Raw genomic sequence first — 15,936 nt, forward strand, 5'->3', positions numbered from 1 at the left:
CTCGCCCGGGCGCGGACTCTCAGAGTCCACGCTACAGCTAATCAACCAGCACGCCGATGTAGAAGTTAAACGTGTCCACATCCAGCGTTTCCTTCGTAGCGCCGGCCAGCTCGGCAATAGGTGCAAAGCGGGTAGTGGGCGTGATAAACCGGTACTCGCCGCCTTTCAGCCGCACGCGCACGGGCATATCGAATTTATCTACTTCGCTCACCCAGCGGGCCAGGGTTTTGCCGTCTTCAAAGCGGATTTCGAGAATGGGCAGGCTGGCGTGGCGCAGGTACTGGTCGAATATTTTGGTAAAATCCCGGCCGCTTTCGCGGTTGATGTAGTCGATAACCTGCTGGCCGGTGACGGTTTGGTGGTAGAAAGCACTGGACAGGCCGCGCAGCATCTGGCGCCACTTTTCGTCGTTGTTGAGGATGGTGCGCAGCATGTTCAGCAGGTTGCTACCCTTGTCGTACATGTCGCCCGAGCCTTCCTGGTTCACGCCGTAGGGGCCGATGATGGGGCCGTCGTTCTGGATGTTGCGGCGCTGGCCGTGGATGTATTCCTGGCCGGCAGTTTTGCCAAATTGCGTTTCTACGAACAGGGCTTCGGAGTAACAGGTAAAGCCTTCGTGCACCCACATATCGGCAATATCCTTGGTGGTGATGTTGTTGCCGAACCACTCGTGCCCGCTTTCGTGGATGATGATGAAGTCCCATTTCGCGCCCCAGCCGGTGTTGCTGCGGTCGCGGCCGAGGTAGCCGTTCTGGTACTTGTTGCCGTAGGCCACGGCGCTCTGGTGCTCCATGCCGAGGTGCGGCGCGTCCACCAGCTTGTAGCCGTCCTGGTACCATGGGTAGGGGCCGAACCAGTGTTCCATGCTCTTGAGCATGGGCTTCACGTTGGCGGCGAACTGGGTTTTGGCTTTGGCCACGTTTTCGGGCAATACCCAATAATCCAGCGTCAAAAGCCCTTTTTCGCCTTGGTACGAATCCGAAAAGTGCTGGTAGTCGCCCACGTTCAGGGCCACATCGTAGTTGTTGATGGGGTTGCGCACGGCCCAGTCGAAGCGGGTGTAACCGTCTTTCAGCTTGGTCGTTTTGCGCAGGCGGCCGTTGGAAACGTCCTTCAGGCCCGTGGGCACGCTGATGCTGATGAGCATGGAGTCTACCTCATCGGCCTGCTGGTCCTTGGTGGGCCACCAGATGCTGGCGCCCGTGCCTTGGCAGGCCGTAGCTACCCAAGGCTTGCCGGCGGCGTCCTGGGTGAAGACCATGCCGCCATCCCAGGGCGCTTTTTTGGCCACCGTGGGGTTGCCGGAATAGAATACCGTGAACTCGTCGCGGCTGCCTTTGGCAATGGCCTTCGGGAAGGTGACGAATACGGCGTTGGCCTCGCGGGTGAAGGGCACGTCCTTGCCTTTGTAGAGCACCTTTTCCACTTTCAGATTGGCAAACAGGTCGAATTGCAGGCGCGTAAAATCCTGCGTGGCGGTGAAGCGGAAGAGGTTGGAGCCGCTGATGAAGCGCTGGGCCGGGTCCAGCTTCACGTCGAGGTGGTAGTAGTTGAGGTCGTAGCAGGTGCGCAGCGGCGTGGTGAGGCTGCCACGCAGCGTATCGGCGCGGGTGAAGGCGGGCTTGGGCTGCAGGAGCTGCGCGGCGGCCGGGTGCAGCGCGCCGGCCAGCAACAGCAGCACCCAAAGGAGGTTCTTCTTCATGACACAAAGCAACAACGGACGGCAGAAATAAGCGCCCAGCCGATAATCAAGGAGAGGCATGAGGGGCGTCATGCTCATCTGGCGTCCGCGCAGTCGAAGCATCTCTACCGTGCAACTAGTCAAGACTATTGCAACGAAGCGGTAGAGATGCTTCGACTGCGGCTGCGCCTCCGCTCAGCATGCCCCTTTATAGAATTCAAAACACTGCCCTTGTCAGCAGCCGTAGTTTTGCAGCCATCCCTTTCGATTTCCATGTCTGATTCCACTCCGGCCGCGCCTTCGCGGGCCGCGCTGCTTACGGCCTTTGCGCTGGTTTACCTCATCTGGGGCTCTACTTATGTGGTGATGAAGTTTGCCGTGGCCACTATGCCGCCGCTGCTCATGGCCGGCACGCGCTACGGGCTGGCGGGCGGGCTGCTCTACGCCTACATGCGCTGGCAGGGCGAGCCGGCACCCACGTGGCGGGGTTGGGGCTATGCGGCCATCATTGGCGTTTGTTTGCTGGGGTTCGGCAACGGCGGCACCACCTTGGGCGTGGTGTACTTGCCCAGCAGCATTACGGCGTTGCTGGTGGCCACGGTGCCCATGTTTCTGGCGGTGCTGGGGTGGGCCAGCGGCATTTCGCCCCGCCCCACCAAGTGGGTGACGCTGGGGCTGGGCGCCGGCATGGCGGGCATGTACTTGCTGGTGGCCCACACCACCGGCGGCGCGGTGAAGCAGCCCGGCCACACCGGCCTGGGCGTGTTTGCGGTGCTGCTGGCCTCGTTGGTGTGGTCCATCGGCTCGCTGTATGCCAAAAACCACCGGCCAGCGGACTCGCCCTTCCTCTCGGGCGGCATGCAGATGCTATGTGGCGGCGCGGCCATGCTGGTGGTAGGCTTGCTGAAGGGTGAAGCCACGGGGTTTGAATTTGCGCAAATCACGGCCAAGTCGTGGTGGGCGTACGCGTATCTGGTCACGTTCGGGTCCATCGTGGCGTTCACGGCCTACATCTGGCTGCTGCGCGTGGTGGAGCCAGCGCTGGCGGGCACATATGCTTTCGTAAACCCGGTAGTCGCCGTGCTGCTGGGCTGGGCCTTCGCCGGCGAGGTGCTGAACCCGCAGATGCTGGGCGGGGCCGCGCTCATTGTGCTGGCCGTGGTGCTGGTGGTGCTGGGCGGGCGGCGGGTTTCAGTCAAGAATTAAACGAACGTCATGCTGAGCGCAGTCGAAGCATCTCTACCGCACAACTAAATCATGCGATTGGAGGATTACCACTGCGGTAGAGATGCTTCGACTGCGCTCAGCATGACATTCTTTCCTCCAAACGCCTTTTAACAACCTGCGATGAATGCTCCTACTGCCCTCCCCGACCTAGAAACCGAAGCCGACATCGTCCGGCTGGTAGACACATTCTACGGCCGCGTGAACGAGGACGCGCTGCTGCGCCCGATTTTCAACGACGTGGCGCAGGTGGATTGGGCGCACCACCTGCCCACCATGTACGATTTCTGGAGCAGCGTGCTGCTGGGCACCAGCCGCTACAAGGGCCGGCCGATGGCCCGGCATTTCCCGCTGCCCATCAAACCCGAGCATTTCCAGCAGTGGCTGGTGTTGTTTCGGGCTAGCGTCGACGAGCTGTTCGCCGGCCCGAAAGCCGACGATGCCAAGCTGCGGGCGCAGAGCATCGGGGCCATGTTTGAGCACCGCATGAACCCGAATCCGCTGTCGCTGCTGTAGCGTGGACGCTGCGAGTACGCGTTTCCCCGACGTTCTGGCGCTGTTCAACTAGCAGCTGGTAAACGCGGACTCGCAGCGTCCACGCTACGTTGCGCTACATCGGGTGCCATTCGCTGGCCGCCGGGCGCTGGGCACCAATGAGAGCCTTGCCCCCAGCCAGCACCAGCGCATCCTCACCCACGCCCACCAACGCGCTGGGCACACCCGATTTCTCACTGATGCCCGTGCGCAAGGCGTAGCTCACGAAGGTGGAGGCCACCGCCACGGCCGCGCCTAGCAGCCCACCGCCCAGCGCGCTGCCGTGGCGCGAGCGGTACCAGGCCGCCCCCACCAGTGCGCCCGACAGCAGTCGGCCCGTGAGTACGGGCAGGGCAATGCGGTCGGGGGCGTTGGGGAGCTTGTCGCCCACCATTTCGCCGGCGGCCGCGGCTTTGAGCAGGCCGGCGGTGAAGGGCTTTTGCAAAAGGCGCAACGAGGAGCCGGCCAAGCCGCTGCTGGGCTGGCGCGACAGATAGTGGCTCAGAAACGCGGGCGCGCTCATGCTGCGCATGCCAGCCAGGGTGGCAAAGCCCATAGCGGGCCAGAATTTGGCCGGGCGCGAACGGCGAGCCAAAGATTTGGATGATTTCATACTAAAATATGGGTGTGCGCAGTTTAACGGTGTCGGGCACGCCAAGGTCATCGGCTGCTTAAAAAAACATTCGTTCCCCAAACGCTGCAACGCCCCGCCCAGCTTTACCTCTTGCTCCGACGGCATCGGCCCGCGCCTGGCGGGCTTTCATCCACACCGTAAACCTGCCCTGCGCATGGAAGCATCCGTGGTTGCCTTTATCATCGCCGTCGTCCTCATCGCCCGGCTCTGGGATTTGCCCAAGAAGCTGGCGGCGATGCAAGCCGAACTGGACCGGCGTCATAAAATTCAGGAAGAAATGCGGGCCGAGCTCCATCGCCTGCGCGACCAGCTGGCCGTACTGCGCGATGCCGGCCTGGCGGCTCCGCCCAGCGCGCCCGCCACGGCGCCCGTGACAGCAGCTGCACCCTTGGCTGCGCCCTCGGCGGTGGCCGTAACAAAGGCAGCGGCTTTCCCAGTTGCGCCGCCCGTCGTTGTTGCGCCAGCAACAGCGCCGCCGGTCGAAGCGCCAGTAGTAGCGCCTGTACCCGTGATTCCGACAGTACCTGCGGTGGTACCGTCAGCACCTGCGCCGGTCGTTACGCCCGCTGCCACGCCAGCTATTGCCCCGGTCACTGAAGCGCCACAGCTGGTTACTCTGACGCCAGTGGTAGCTCCGGTTCCGGTGGTAGTTCCGGTGGTAGAAACCAAACCGGTTGCTCCAGCGGCTCCGGTGCCAGTGCCGCCAGTGTCCACGCCGCCAGTTCCGGTAGTGCATCCTGTGGCCGCACTTCCGCCTCCGCCAGTAGTTGAACAGCCGGCTTCGGTGCCAACTCCTGCGCCCGCGCCAACTCCTGCGCCGACAGCGGCTCCGGTTCCGCGGCCCGTGGCGGCCCCCGCTCCAACGCCCGCCCAACGCCCGCCCGTGGTGCCCCCCACGCCGCCCCCGCCGCGCCGGCCTATGCCCGCACCGGTGCCCGCCGGCCCCAGCTGGTGGGACAAGGCCGCCACCATCCTGCTCGAAAACTGGACCGGCATTCTCGGGGCCGTGGTGCTCGTCACGGGCGTGGGTTTCCTGGGCATCTACGCGGCGCTGCGGCTGGCGCCGCCGTATCGGTTTCTGCTGATTTGCGGGTTTGCGGCGGGCTTGCTGGGGGCGCGGTTTGGGCTGCGCAACAAAGCGTTTGCGCAGCAGCTCAATGCCTGGCTGCTGAGCAGTGCGGCGGCCATTTTTCTGTTTGCCTGCGTGGGGTCGGTCAGCATTGCGGGTTTGCGCTGGGCCGTGCCGCCCTTCAATTACCTATTGCTGCTGGCCGGGGTGAGTGCCAACCTGTACCTGGCCTGGCGGTCCAGCCGCGAGGCGGTGGCCACGCTACACGGTGTGCTGAGTCTGGTGGCGCTGGCGGTACTGCCGCCCACGGCCCTCACGCTGGCGGCGGCGGCGGGCGTCACGGCATTCAGCATCGCCATCACCTACCGGCAGCTGTGGAAGTACCAGCTGCTGCTTAGCATCGCCAGCTTCTTTGCGTTTCACCTTTACTGGCACCAGCAGGCGGGCGCTATTCCGAATACGCTACGCCTCACGGCCATGGGCCTGGTGCTGCTGGTGGGCGCGGCGGCGGCCGTGGTGCAATACCGCAGCGTGTACGCCAAGCGCCGGTTCGAGCCCCTGCTTTTCACGGCCCACGTGCTGAACTGGACCACGCTGGGCATCAGCCTGTACCTGCACAGCACGGGCTCCATCTGGAAAACCATTCCGCTGGCGCTGGGCGCGCTGCTCACGCACTGGGCCGGGCGACAGGCCAAGCGGCTGGGCATCGGCTGGCTGTTCCAGACCGATACCATCATCTCGCTGATTTTGGCTTTGGCCACGGCCTTTTCGCTGCAAGGCTGGCACGCCACGCCGCCGGTCATCCTGCTGTTTATGCTGCTGGAGTCGCTGCTGATTACGCTCATCATGGCCCGGCAGCGGGAGGCGCTGGTGTACCGCGTGGCGCTGGCCGGGGCCAGCCTGGCCGGCGTGGGCCTGCTGCTGGTAGCGGCAAGCCGCGCGGGCAACCCGCCGCTCATGCTCTACCGCGACGCCTTAGTGCTGGCCCTGGCTGGCTGGGCCGGACTGGCGTTCGCGCAGCTGATTTACCGCCAGCCTTTGTTGGCTACGACTTCTGATGGCCGAAACAAAGCGCATCACGACCTGATAAGCGGCTTCGCGGGCCTGGCCGGGCTGCTACAAGCCGGCGCGGGCCTGTTGCTGGCGCGGGTGCTGTTTGGCTACGCCACCCAACCGGCGTCTCTGCTCATTGGAGCGCTTGCAGGGCTGGCGGCCGTTTCCGTGGGCCTGGCTTTCTGGGTTCGGACCGCCAAGCTGGCGCCCGGCTGGGTGCGGCAGCAACAGTTACTTCTGGGCCAATTCTTTGCCGTGCTGGCCGTATTCGGGCTGCACGAAATGGGCCTGAACTGGCCCGTCGTGCTGGGCATTCTCTACGCCGAAAACCTGCTGGCGGCCCTGCTGCTGGCCCAGCAGCGCGAGAAGCTACTGTATCACGTCACGCTCAAGGGCGCTTACCTGACAGCGGTAAGTTTGTTGGCCGTAGCCGGCATGCAGGCCGGCCACAGCCACCCGCCGGTGCTGTACCGCGACGCGCTGGTGCTGGCCCTGACCGGTTGGGCTGGCTTATTTTTCATCAATCGGGCGCAGCAATTGCTGGCTGGTTTGGCCGATTCGAAATCAACCCATGAAGTTGTTTTCCGCAAAACGGAGCAGGACTATCTGAGTGGTTTGGCTGGCTTGTCGGGCGTGCTGCAAGTGGGCGCCGGACTAGTGCTGGCGCGGGCACTGTTTGCCTGGCAGGGTGTGCCCGTTGGCTTGCTGCTGGTGGCGTTGGCGGCCTTGGCGGCCATTTCCGTCGGTTTGGCCGCGTGGCTGCGCACCGGGCAGCAATCCGCTGCCTGGGTGCGGCAGCAGCAGTTGATTTTGGGGCAGTTTTTCGCATTGCTGGCAGTAGTTGGCTTACACGAAATGAACCTCGGCTGGCCTGCCGTTTTGCTTTTACTCTATCTCGAAAACCTGCTGGTGGCCTGGATAACGGCCCGGCAGCACGAAAACCTGTTGCACCGCATCAGCCTTATCGGCGGCTATTTGTCGGGGGGCAGCTTACTACTGGTGGCTGTCAGCAAAAACAGCTTCGGCGTGCCGGCCGTCCTCTACCGCGATGCACTTTGGCTGGCTCTGGCGGGCTGGGCGGGCATCGCCTTCCTGGCGCTTGTCCACCGCCTGCGTTCAGCATCGGCCAAAGGCGGCCAAGCTGCCGAAACCGCAATTGCCGCTGGCCAGCTTACCACCACCTTGCTGAATGGCGTGGCAGGCCTCGCCGGCTTGTTGCAGGTGGGCGCCGGCGCGTTGCTGGCGCGTGTGCTTTTCGGCTGGCAGCCGGTACCGGTGTGGCTACTCATCGGGGCGCTGCTGGGGCTGGCGGCCGTCTCGCTTGGCCTGTCGGTATGGGTGCGCACGGCGCAAGGAGTGCCCGGCTGGGTGCGCCAGCAGCAATTGGTATTGACGCAGCTTTTTGCCGGGTTGGCCGTGCTGGGCCTGCACGAAACCGGCTTGAGCTGGCCGCTGGTGCTGGGCCTGCTCTATTTCGAAAACCTGGGCGTGGCCCTGTTCACCGCTCGTCGGCGCGAAATGCTGCTCTACCACCTCACGCTGGGTGGCGCCTTTTTCTCGGGCACAGGCCTGCTGTTGCTAGTAGGGAGCCAGGAGGGCATTCCAACCGCCGCTGTGCTTTACCGCGATGCCGTGGTGTTGGCGCTGGCCGGCTGGATCGGCATCATATTCGCTCAGCTCACCTACCGGCAATTCAGTTCCGCATCCACCGCCCCTCAATCCAATCAGCCGGAAATTGGCCGGTCTGTGTTCGAAGTGCTGGGTGGCTTTGCCGCGTTGGCAGGCTTGCTCCAGGCGGGCACCGGCGTATGGCTGGCCCGGGCACTGTTTGCCTGGCACAATGCGCCGACACTTCTTCTCCTAACGGCCCTGCTGGTACTGGCAGGTGCTTCGGTGGCGCTGGCAGCCTGGGTCCGCGCCAGTGGTGTGCTGCCTGTTTGGGTGCGGCGCCAGCAACTGGTACTGGGCCAATACTTCGCAGTGCTGACAGTCTTCGGCCTGCACGAAATTGGCCTGAGCTGGCCGGCGGTACTCACCGTGCTCTATGCCGAAAACCTACTGGTGGCCCTGCTCCTCACGGGGCGCGACGAAGACGGCCTGCTCCACACCCAAACCTACCTGCTGGTGCTGCAGGCGCTGCTGCTGCCGCTGCTGGTGCACAGCCTCTGGCCCGGCACGCTGGGCGCCCTGCCCCGTGCTGGCCTGCTGGCGGGCGCAGGCCTACTCACGGTGGCCTACCAGGCCCGCCGGCAGTTCTTGCCCCGCACCGCCGGAGCCGAAGAATACGGCACCCTGCGCCTCGGCGGCACTTGGCAGCTTTCGGTGCTGGGCCTCGCCATGGGCTGGCTGCTGCTGGGGGCGGGCACGTTGGTGTACGAGCTGCCGTGGGCGGCCTGGGCCACGGTGGGCCTGCTGGGCAGCCTGCTTTGGCTGCGTTCACGGATGAACTTGCCGGGCGTTTGGGCCGGGCTGGTGCTGGCCGGCGTGGGTTACCTCACGCTGCAATGGGGCCATGTGCTGGCACCGGCTGCCGGCCAGGTGTACAGTCCGGGCTACGTGCTGCTCTACCTGCTGCCCACGCTGGCCGTGCCAGTGGCGGGCCTACGCACCTCGTGGTGGGCGGCGGGCGAGCGGTTCGTGCGCTGGCCTTGGGTGTATCTGCTCGGCGTCCACGGGGTAGTGACGCTGGTGGCAGCGGTGCCGGCCGGGCACGTGGCCTACTTCTCGCTGGGCCTGCTGGGCATGGCAGCCACAGCCCTCGCGGCGGCCCAACTCTGGCGGCGTGCTCTGCCCGATGCGACCGCCGTGCGCAGCGCCGGCCAGCCCGACCGCTACCTGCTGCATCTCGGCTACTGGCTGCTCAGCGGCGGCCTGCTCACGCACATGTGGCTGCTGGCGCGGGATGAAAGTTTTTTCGGCCAGCCGGCCGAATACCTCACGGCCGCGCTGCTCTTCGCGGTGCTGGCGGGCTGGGCTTCCGTACGGCCGCCGGCCACGGCGCCCATCTACAACTCCTGGCGGCGGCTGCACCCGTGGCTGGCCGAAGCGGCCCTGCTGTTCGGCACGGCCACGCTGGGGCATAACGTCCGCACTTTCTGGCTGCCGCTGCTGTGGGCCAGCGCGGCGCTGGGCTTGGGTTCAGTAGCTGCCCGCCTGCCGAAACGCTTCCGCCGGCTGGGGGTATACGGCCGCCTGTATTACTGGCTGGCGGCCGGCACGGCCGGTGCGGTGAGCCTGATTCACCTCGACCCCGACCAACTGCTCAGCGCCGAGTGGTGGGAAATCACGACGGCCGTCGTATTGCTGTTTGGCTACGTGTGGCAGGCGCTCACGCAGGGCGAAAAGGCCTTCCGGGGCCTCTCGCCGGCCTGGGACATCCTGGCCCGCACGCCGCACCGCGCCCTCGAAGCCTGGCTGCTCTACCCCGCTTTCCTGGCGCTCGCGCTGCTACTCATCCAGTCCTTCGACCGTTCGGTGCTCACCGTGCTGCTGATGCTGGAAGTGGTGGCCGTGTTCAGCACCAGCCTGCTGCTGCGCCGGCAGGACTTACGCTACATTTCGCTGGCCGGCCTGATGGCCTGCCTGGTGCGCTTGGTGTTCTTCGACCTCAGCCGGAGCGGCACCATTACGCGGGCCATTGTCTTCATCCTCATGGGCCTGCTCCTACTTGGCATGAATGCGCTCTACGCCCGCTTCAAAGCCCGCTTTGCGTCTATTGAGGCCGAACCCGAAGAGGATTTCTCTCTGCCTGATTTCACGGCTGAGGATGAGGAACCGCACGTGGCGCCGGAGTAAACCAGACCGTCATGCAGAGCGCAGCGAAGCATCTTTACCGCAGCAGTAATCATATTTACTATCGCGATAAAGATGCTTCGCTGCGCTCTGCATGACGTTCCGGAAACACACAAAAAAAGGCCCGTCCAAAATTGGACGGGCCTTTTTGAATGGCAAAATGCCTTGCTTAGTTGATTTCGTCGGCGTGGGTACGCAGCACCTCCCGGGCAATGGCCAGGTTGGTTTCGCGCGAATTCACCACCAGGTAGATGAACTTGTTGCCGGCATTGTTCAGCTTCAGTAGGTGAAACTGGTTGGTCAGCGTGATGAGAATGTCCTCAATCTTTTCCCCCGTTAGCTTCAGGGCCGACATGGCTTTCTGCTTCTGCTTCACCACTTCGGTGTTGTAGGCCGCAGCCGTTTCCGGGTTCAGGGACGGCGAATTCGAGTGCGAGGCCAGGGCCATGCCCGAGGTGATGTCGACCACGGCCACCGCCACCAGGCTCGGCAAATCGTTGATAATTCCGTCGACTGCCTTGCCGGCAGGACTATTTTTGGAGTAGGCCATTTCGGCTAAAGGAAGGGGGTTAGATAAAGAAGATTCTTTGAGCTTATTCGCAACGTGCTTACGGTAGGTCCTCGCTTTCACTACGATAGGGCCACGCGGGCCGGCAACTAGTAAGTAGATAGAATTAAGTAGCAGGTAGTTGGGAGCAAGTAGTAAGAGTACTGGATTTCGACAATCAATGCTTTGTCCTGAGTCCTGCTACTTGGCTCTTGCTGCTTAAGGTCTATTTAAAAAAACAGCCAGTGCTTGCGCTTGGCGACGCGGGGCTGCAGAGTCACGCCCTGGGCCGAGGCGTCGGTCGCCTTCAGCTCCTGGTCGTGGTAGCCGGCGTAGCCGTACTGCAGAGTGGTGGTGGCGGCCGTGCCGGCGGGCATGCGCAGGCTGTAGTTGCCGTTGGCATCGGTGCTCACGCCTTGGGCGGTGCCTTTGCGCAGCACGGTGGCGCCCACCAGCGGCTGGCCGGCTTCGTCCACAATGCGGCCACTCACCGTCACCATGCGGTTGGCATTGGCGGTAGCGGCGGCCTCAGCGGCGGCGGTGCTGGCGGTGGCCAGGGCCGTCATTTCGGGCAATGACACCGGCACGGCCGGCGCGTTGTGCGAGGGCAGGCGGGTGCCGGCCATCGATACGCCGGCCACCAGCGCGGCGGCGCCCACCATTGAGAACGCCCGGCGGCGGAAGCGCTGCGGCTGCTCGCGGATGAACAGCATCTGCTTTTGCACCCAGGTGGTGGGGGCCGCGGCTTCGGCTTCGCTGGTCGACATTTCGTGCCAACGGGTGACGGTGGTGTGGGCCTGGGTGGCGTCCTTGCGCAGGTAGTCTTCCACGGCGCGGGCCGAGGAACGGGCCAGGTCGCCGCGCAGGTAGGCGTCGCGGTAAACGGGCAGCAATTCGCCCGTCTGCGCGTCAAATGGGGTAGCGGTCAGCTTCATTTGGATGACAGAAAAAAAGGGTGAGAAAAGAAATAATGTGGCTTACCGGCCAGCCACGGGCCTAACTACGGCTCCCTCCTACCCCGCGTCAAGCAGCGCAATGGCGCCGCGCATCACCTCGCGGGCAATGGCCAGGTTGGTGTCGCGCGTTTCCACCGCCAGGTAGATAAACCAGCGCCCCGTGGTTTCCAGCCGCAGCAAATGCAGCTGCGACGGCAGCGTAAACAGCATTTCTTCCACTCGCTCGCCGGGCGTGCCCTGGGCCCGCACCGCCGCCTGCACCTGCCGCACCGCTTCGGCGTTGAAGCCCACTACGGGCCCGGGCCGCAGGTCACGGTCGGTGGTGTAGGTGGCCAGGGGCTTGCCGGTGGCCACTTCCACCACGGCCCCCATCAGCAGGTCGGGCAAATCGGCCAGCAGGTGCCGTATGGCGCGTTCAATAGCAGCGCTGGCCGGACCGGTAGGGGCCAACAATTCCACTTCGTGGGCCATCGGGCCCGCCAGGCGCTGCAACTGCTTGAGAAAAGGGATTTTCATGGGGCGCGGGGTGGGTAGTCCCGGCTGGTGCCGCGCCCGGGGGCAGACCGGGCGCGGCAGCGGTGTGTGGGGCCGGCGGCCACCGGGCCGCCGTTGTCAGAGCTAGTTCAGGTTGTCGGCGCTGCTGCGCAGCACTTCCCGGGCAATGGCCAGGTTGGTTTCGCGCGAGTTCACCACCAGGTAGATAAACTTGTTGCCGGCCAGCTTGATGAGGTGAAACTGGTTGGTGAGGGTGATGAGGATGTCCTCGATGTTCTCGCCGGTCAGCTTCAGGGCCGACATGGCTTTCTGCTTCTGCTTCACCACTTCGGTGTTGTAAGCGGCGGCCGTCTCGGGGTTCAGAGCGGGCGAGTTGGAGTGCGACGCCAGGGCCATGCCCGAGGTGATGTCGACCACCGCCACGGCCACCAGACCCGGCAAATCGTTCAATACGTCTTGTACTACTTTGCCAGCGGGGGAATTCGTTGAGTAAGCCATGATAAGGGTAAGAGTAAAAAAATGAAGGGTTTGGGGTGGATGAGTTGTTAAAAAATGATTGATTTCAATACTTCGCGGGCCAGGGCCAAACTGGTGTCCTGCGCCTTCACGGCCAGGTACACGAACCACTGGCCGTTTTTAGATAAACGAATGAGATGCAGTTGTTTTCGTAGCGGGATAAGGATGTCTTCGAGGCGTTCGCCGCGCTTCGGCAACGTGGCCAGAGCCTGTTGCTGCTGGCGCACCGTTTCGGCGTGGTGGGCGGCCGTGGCCACGGGGTCGAAACCCCGCGAGCGGCTGAAGTGAGCCAGGCAGTTGGCTGTCGTCACCTCCACCACGGCAATCGTCGTGAGAGCGGGCAAATCGACGAGTGCCCGATTAATTACTTTTTGAATTTTAGACAGGTTGATTTCAGAAGCGGCGATTGCTTGGCTCCCTTCAATAATTCGCGCACTCCCGATGCGTTTTCTCAGTGGCACGTCGGCAGCAACAGACACATTCATTATAAATAGACTTGATAATTTGGTATGTTATCGTGCACATTTATTGCGCTTTACTATAAATATCCAGCACTTAATTTATATTACAAAGCTCCGTCCCACCCTACCCCTTTAAAAATGACATCCGTCATTTTTGACAATGATTTAAGTCAAACTGCAAACCGAAACGCGACTAAATACGTATTTCCGTTTCATTCAATTTTATAACTTATTCAATAATTATTTATTCACCAACCGTTTCCTTCAGACGCATAAAACCGGTTCCACTGCCGGCGTAGCGGCAGCGCTGCAATAGCCCGCAAGTGATTAAGAATGGCCGCCGCGCTTGGCCTTAGTCGTAGAGCGACGCGATTTCGCTGAGGCTGTTCGGCTTCAGAATCGTGACCTGACTGCCCCGGGTGGCTATAATGCCCGCTTCTTTGAAATCAGACAGCAGCCGCGTGGCCGTTTCCTTGGCCGTGCCCACCAGCGAGGCCAGGTCTTCGCGCGAAACGGACATGCTGAAGGGCAAGGTATCATCCTCGCGGAAGGTGTGGTAGAGCAGTAGCAGGGCCTCGGCCAGCCGCTCGCGCACGGGCTTGTAGGCGAGGTGCAGCATCTGCACTTCGGCCGCGCCGAGGGCTTTGGCCATCATTTGCATGAGCGAGGTCGAGAACTGCACGTTCGACTGCCACACCCGGAAAAAGTCGGCGCGCGGAATGAAGCACACCACGCAGTCTTCGAGCGCCACGGCCGAGGTGGTGTAGCGCGTTTCGGTCAGCACCGACTGGAAGCCCAGCATGTCGCCGTCTTTGGCCAGCCGCACAATTTGCTCTTTGCCGTCGCCGCTGGCCTTGGTCACTTTGATTTTGCCCTGGCTCACGCAATGCAGGCCGAGCGCCGGGCTGCCTTCGTGGAAAATTCGCTGGCCCTTCTGGTAGCTCTGGGAAATCTTATTTCCCGCAATAAAGTCCAATTCTTCTAATTGGCAGCAGCCCATCAGCGGCCCTTTGCGATGGGGGCAGTCCTGGCACGTCGGAGTAATGAATTTTCCCATAAAATATAATTTTTACGCCCCTTAAGTTGGGTCAAAGATAATAGAGGGCTTAAATAGATAACAAGCATAATATTTTTTCAACGTGCATTTTACCCGTTTCATCGAGCAAAATAGTTATTCCAACGTCCAAAAATGAAAAAGGCCGATTCCCCATTCGGGAATCGGCCTTTTAAAAATCCTAAATCAGGAATTATACTCCGAACATCATGCGCGTCGGGTCTTCGAGCAACTCCTTCACCCGCACCAGGAACGAAACCGACTCGCGCCCGTCAATGATGCGGTGGTCGTAGCTCAGGGCCAGGTACATCATGGGGCGAATCACCACTTGGCCGTTTTCGGCGATGGGGCGCTGAATGATGTTGTGCATGCCCAAAATGGCCGACTGCGGCGCGTTGATGATGGGCGTGCTGAGCATGGAGCCGAACACGCCACCGTTGGTGATGGTGAACGTGCCACCGCTCATCTGCTCGATGGTGAGCTTGTTGTCGCGGGCCAGGCCAGCCAGGCGCACCACTTCCTTCTCGATGCCCTCGAAGCTCAGCTGCTCGGCGTTGCGAATCACGGGCACCACCAGCCCTTTCGGGGCCGAAACGGCGATGCTGATGTCGGCAAAGTCGGAGTACACGATGTCGGTGCCGTCAATCTGGGCGTTCACGGCGGGCCACTCTTTCAGGGCAATGCACACCGCTTTGGTGAAGAAGGACATGAAGCCGAGGCCCACGCCGTTTTTCTCCTTGAACTTGTCTTTGAACTTGTTGCGCAGGTCCATGATGGGCTGCATGTTCACCTCGTTGAACGTGGTGAGCATAGCCGTCTCGTTCTTCACCGTCACGAGGCGTCGGGCCACCGTTTTGCGCAGGTTGCTCATGCGCTCGCGGCGCACTTCGCGGCTGCCACCGGCAGTCGGTGCGGCGGCGGGAGCTGCCGCAGGAGCAGCGGCGGCCGGGGCAGCAGCTGGAGCCGGAGCGGCCGGCTTGGCCTGGGCGTTCTGGGCGTCTTCCTTTGTGATGCGACCGTCGCGGCCGGTACCGGCCACGTCACCAGCCGCAATGCCTTTCTCATCCAGAATCTTGCCAGCGGCCGGCGAGGGCACACCCGTGGCATAAGTGGCCGCGCCGCCAGCGGCGGGAGCCGTGGCCATTGCGGCAACCGGAGCCGCAGCCGCCGCGCCGCTACCGCCTTCGATGCGCGCAATCACGGCGCCGATGCTGATGGTTTCGCCTTCCTTCACGGCGTGGCGCAAGGTGCCGGCGGCTTCGGCGGGCAGCTCGAAGGTGGCTTTGTCCGATTCCAGTTCGGCAATCACCTCGTCGCGGCTCACCTGGGCGCCGTCTTCTTTCAGCCACTTGGCCACCGTCACCTCCGTGATGGATTCGCCTACGGCGGGAATTTTCATTTCGACCGAGCCACCGCCGCCAGCGGCGGGAGCGGCTGAGGCGACAGCAGCGGGAGCGGCCGGAGCAGCACCACCTTCCGGCTTGCCACCGTAGCCGGCTTGGTCGCTGGCGGCGGGGTTTTCTTCACCCTTGGCGATGGGGTCGGCGGCGGGCGCGGCAGCCGGCGCAGCAGCTTCGGGAGCGGCCGGAGCCGCGGCCGGCGCGGGAGCAGCACCAGCGGTACCGTCCAAATCGGCGATTACAGTACCGATGCCGATGGTTTCGCCTTCCGCCACGCGGATTTTCAGCACGCCGTCGGCCTCGGCGGGCAGCTCAAACGTGGCTTTATCCGATTCGAGCTCGGCGATAACCTCGTCGCGCTTCACGGCGTCGCCGTCTTTTTTGAGCCACTTCGCAATGGTGACTTCGGTGATGGATTCGCCAACGGCGGGAATTTTGATTTCGAGGGCCATAGAGCTAGGTGGCGGAAAGAGAAGTTTTGAGAAGGTTGGGCAGCACGGCCCATTATATATATGCGGAA

12 protein-coding genes are annotated in these 15,936 nt (G+C 62.8%); 3 read left to right on the top strand and 9 right to left on the bottom strand.

Annotated features, from left to right (window positions below):
- Positions 1–37: 37 nt before the first annotated feature.
- The gene (locus Q5H92_RS00910) at positions 38–1,702 is read right to left on the bottom strand and encodes a M1 family metallopeptidase (RefSeq protein WP_305009576.1); all 1,665 of its coding nucleotides are present in this window, start codon (positions 1,700–1,702) and stop codon (positions 38–40) included.
- Between the two features lie 252 nt (positions 1,703–1,954).
- Between Q5H92_RS00910 and Q5H92_RS00915 the strand changes: the two genes are divergently transcribed.
- Together Q5H92_RS00915 and Q5H92_RS00920 are read left to right on the top strand one after the other, a co-directional pair.
- Positions 1,955–2,887, top strand: coding sequence for an EamA family transporter (locus tag Q5H92_RS00915; protein ID WP_305009577.1), 933 nt, complete (start codon positions 1,955–1,957; stop codon positions 2,885–2,887).
- A 141-nt stretch (positions 2,888–3,028) separates the two neighbouring features.
- Entirely contained in the window at positions 3,029–3,421 is a 393-nt protein-coding gene (locus Q5H92_RS00920; RefSeq protein WP_305009578.1) for a group III truncated hemoglobin, read from the top strand.
- A gap of 94 nt (positions 3,422–3,515) precedes the next feature.
- On the opposite strand, the gene Q5H92_RS00925 is transcribed toward Q5H92_RS00920, so the two are convergent.
- Positions 3,516–4,052 carry a DUF4126 family protein gene (locus Q5H92_RS00925; RefSeq protein WP_305009579.1) on the bottom strand — a complete coding sequence of 179 codons (537 nt, stop codon included), beginning with the start codon at positions 4,050–4,052 and terminating at the stop codon, positions 3,516–3,518.
- Between the two features lie 175 nt (positions 4,053–4,227).
- Here Q5H92_RS00925 and Q5H92_RS00930 point away from each other — a divergent pair, with 175 nt between their 5' ends.
- A complete protein-coding gene (locus Q5H92_RS00930; protein WP_305009580.1) occupies positions 4,228–9,990 on the top strand; it encodes a hypothetical protein in 5,763 nt (1,920 codons plus the stop codon).
- A 166-nt stretch (positions 9,991–10,156) separates the two neighbouring features.
- On the opposite strand, the gene Q5H92_RS00935 is transcribed toward Q5H92_RS00930, so the two are convergent.
- From Q5H92_RS00935 to odhB, 7 genes are all read right to left on the bottom strand, one after another.
- Complete coding sequence (locus Q5H92_RS00935) at positions 10,157–10,537, bottom strand: hypothetical protein (protein WP_305009581.1); 381 nt, start codon at positions 10,535–10,537, stop codon at positions 10,157–10,159.
- 227 nt (positions 10,538–10,764) lie between these two features.
- The gene (locus tag Q5H92_RS00940; protein ID WP_305009582.1) at positions 10,765–11,469 is read right to left on the bottom strand and encodes a carboxypeptidase-like regulatory domain-containing protein; all 705 of its coding nucleotides are present in this window, start codon (positions 11,467–11,469) and stop codon (positions 10,765–10,767) included.
- Positions 11,470–11,547: 78 nt separating this feature from the next.
- A complete protein-coding gene (locus Q5H92_RS00945; protein WP_305009583.1) occupies positions 11,548–12,006 on the bottom strand; it encodes a hypothetical protein in 459 nt (152 codons plus the stop codon).
- A 102-nt stretch (positions 12,007–12,108) separates the two neighbouring features.
- A complete protein-coding gene (locus Q5H92_RS00950; protein ID WP_305009584.1) occupies positions 12,109–12,483 on the bottom strand; it encodes a roadblock/LC7 domain-containing protein in 375 nt (124 codons plus the stop codon).
- A gap of 47 nt (positions 12,484–12,530) precedes the next feature.
- A complete protein-coding gene (locus Q5H92_RS00955) occupies positions 12,531–12,980 on the bottom strand; it encodes a hypothetical protein (protein ID WP_305009585.1) in 450 nt (149 codons plus the stop codon).
- A gap of 334 nt (positions 12,981–13,314) precedes the next feature.
- Complete coding sequence (locus Q5H92_RS00960) at positions 13,315–14,019, bottom strand: Crp/Fnr family transcriptional regulator (protein ID WP_305009586.1); 705 nt, start codon at positions 14,017–14,019, stop codon at positions 13,315–13,317.
- A gap of 190 nt (positions 14,020–14,209) precedes the next feature.
- Positions 14,210–15,868 carry a 2-oxoglutarate dehydrogenase complex dihydrolipoyllysine-residue succinyltransferase gene (gene odhB / locus Q5H92_RS00965; protein WP_305009587.1) on the bottom strand — a complete coding sequence of 553 codons (1,659 nt, stop codon included), beginning with the start codon at positions 15,866–15,868 and terminating at the stop codon, positions 14,210–14,212.
- Positions 15,869–15,936: the final 68 nt, after the last annotated feature.

The sequence above is a fragment of the Hymenobacter mellowenesis genome, from assembly GCF_030581005.1.
Lineage (GTDB): Bacteria > Bacteroidota > Bacteroidia > Cytophagales > Hymenobacteraceae > Hymenobacter > Hymenobacter mellowenesis.